The organism is Oliverpabstia sp. (assembly GCF_022785585.1).
Classification (GTDB): Bacteria; Bacillota; Clostridia; order Lachnospirales; family Lachnospiraceae; genus Oliverpabstia; species Oliverpabstia intestinalis.
On the sequence record NZ_JALFPR010000163.1, the window covers coordinates 1 to 2,263 of the forward strand.

General features: G+C 45.9%; 1 protein-coding gene. It reads right to left on the minus strand.

Annotated features, from left to right (window positions below; translation table 11 throughout):
* Positions 1–381: 381 nt before the first annotated feature.
* Positions 382–2,263: glycoside hydrolase family 2 TIM barrel-domain containing protein (locus MSA64_RS11355; protein WP_287891661.1), on the minus strand; the 1,882-nt coding region annotated here is incomplete at its 5' end.

Below are 2,263 nucleotides of genomic sequence, written 5' to 3' on the forward strand. Positions count from 1 at the left end.
CACATGGCGGTTACCACAATCGCCTGAGTATTGTTTCTTGCCTGCGTTCTGGTGCCGGCTGTCTGATTGAAAGATGCCATTTTAATTCCCTCTTTCTTCTTATTAATATAATTTGTAACTGTTCAGTACCTTCACAGTTACAAGCTAAAATGCATTTAAACGATAAAAACACGCTTTGCGAGTTTTCATCGTTATCGCGGCACTCCTCAAGGTTCCGTGCAAGCACGGACTTTGACTCGTTGCTCGCGTAAATCACCTTCGGTGATGACATTTTTGCTTGTATGTCTCGAGATTTTGACATATTCATGTCAAAACATCTCGCGGGATAGTGGCTACTGAAAAGTTACTTCCTTTCATTTAATTATTTAATTGCAATTTTCATCAGATTCCCTTGAAAGTGAATGTAAATTCCATCTTTTCATCGGTTTTGATCAGATATTCCGGAAGTGGTTTTGCTCCCCAGCTGTCGTCTCCGGCAATACCCATCTGCTGTTTGGATACACGTACTACCGTGTAGTGTACCTGTGGCAGCTCAAATGGATGCATCGCATTTTCCATCTCGTGTGGTGTATATGGCAGTGCGGAGAATTCCATAGCATCACCGGTAAACAGCATTCCTCTGCCCTTACGGTCTGTTACAGATGCCCAACGTACGCCAACCTTGTTTCCGCATTCCTGCGGAACCATGTATTTTGCCATATTATCTTCCACTTTGTTCCTGTAGATACCCAGTTTTGCGCCTTCACATCTGTCCACATAGGTTTCTTCCGGTCCCATGCCGTACCAGGTTACATTGTCGTAATCTGCATCGAACTTGAACATAACACCGAATTCCGGCATATCGCCCAGACCCTCTACCGGATCATAAGTCAGTGTGGTGCGGATGCTTCCGTCTCCATATACCTGATAACTCAGTTTGCACTCGGTTGCCGGAGTCGTTGGCATTGCATAAGTAAATGTAATCTTTGCACTGTCATCCAAAACTTCGATCTCAGGGATATGCATTCCCGGATAATGTCCTCCGGTTGGATATTTGTGAGACAGATACATGGAGGCCAGTTTCCACTGTCCGCAGCGCATCTGCATCAGGCTTCCGTTATCGTTGTCAACCGGTGCACGCCAGAAATTTGGTCTTGGGATCATCTGGATCATCTCCACTCCACCGTAACGGTAAGAAGCAAGACCGCCATTCAGGTAAGAGAAGAGCACATCGAAGTTTTCACCGCGAACACCAAAGTCATGACCGGATCTGATCACTTCAAATCTTGCAGGTTTTACAGCTTTTGCAGGTGCTTCTACTTTGTAGACACCCTGTCCGAATGCCACTTCATGACCACGTTTTGCCCATACGGTATCTTCTTTCAGCCGGAAGGATACAGTAACTGCATATTCACCCGGCAGATTCTGTACCGGAATCGGCAGACTTACGGTCTCTTCACTCAAAGGAGCTACATGAGTTTCCATCGGAACTTCTTTTACTTCTTTTCCATCTTTTGCAAGTACTACGAAGCAGTCAAAGGTATCAGTGTTGATAAACAGGTTCTTGTTGACGATGGTTACCTGGTCTTTTTCCACTTTGGCAGAGATGTTCTGGTAGTTGAATTTCACATCCTGCATCTTCGGAGATGCGTCTCTTTCTCCGCCGTATGCGATACCGTTTCCGCTGAAGTTATAGTCGCATGGGCGATCATTGAAGTCACCGCCGTATGCCTGGAATTCTTTTCCGTAACGGTCTTTTTTGTAGATCGACTGATCGATATAGTCCCAGATAAATCCACCCTGGTAGGACGGCTCGGTATCGGTCAGATCTGTATATTTGTGCATACCTCCGCAGGAGTTACCCATTGCATGAGTGTACTCGCAGCAGATAAATGGTTTGCTTCTGTCTTTTTCCAGAAATGCCTGGATATCCTCTACAGACGGATACATCTGGCTTTCCATATCACTGGTATCGTTGTATCTTCTATCGTGGCAGACACCTTCATAATGTACCAGGCGGTTCGGATCCATCTTACGGTACAGTTGTGACATCTCGTAGATTACTTTTCCGCCAAATGCCTCATTACCGCAGGACCAGATCAGGATCGCCGGATGGTTCTTATCTCTCTGATACATGGAATTGACACGATCCAGCATCATATCCATCCATTCCGGACGGTCACATGGTACGACTTTGCTGAAGTCACCGGTCTGTTCTGCACTGATGTCCCAGCTTCCGTGGCTCTCCAGATTACACTCTGCGATCATGTAGATACCATATTCG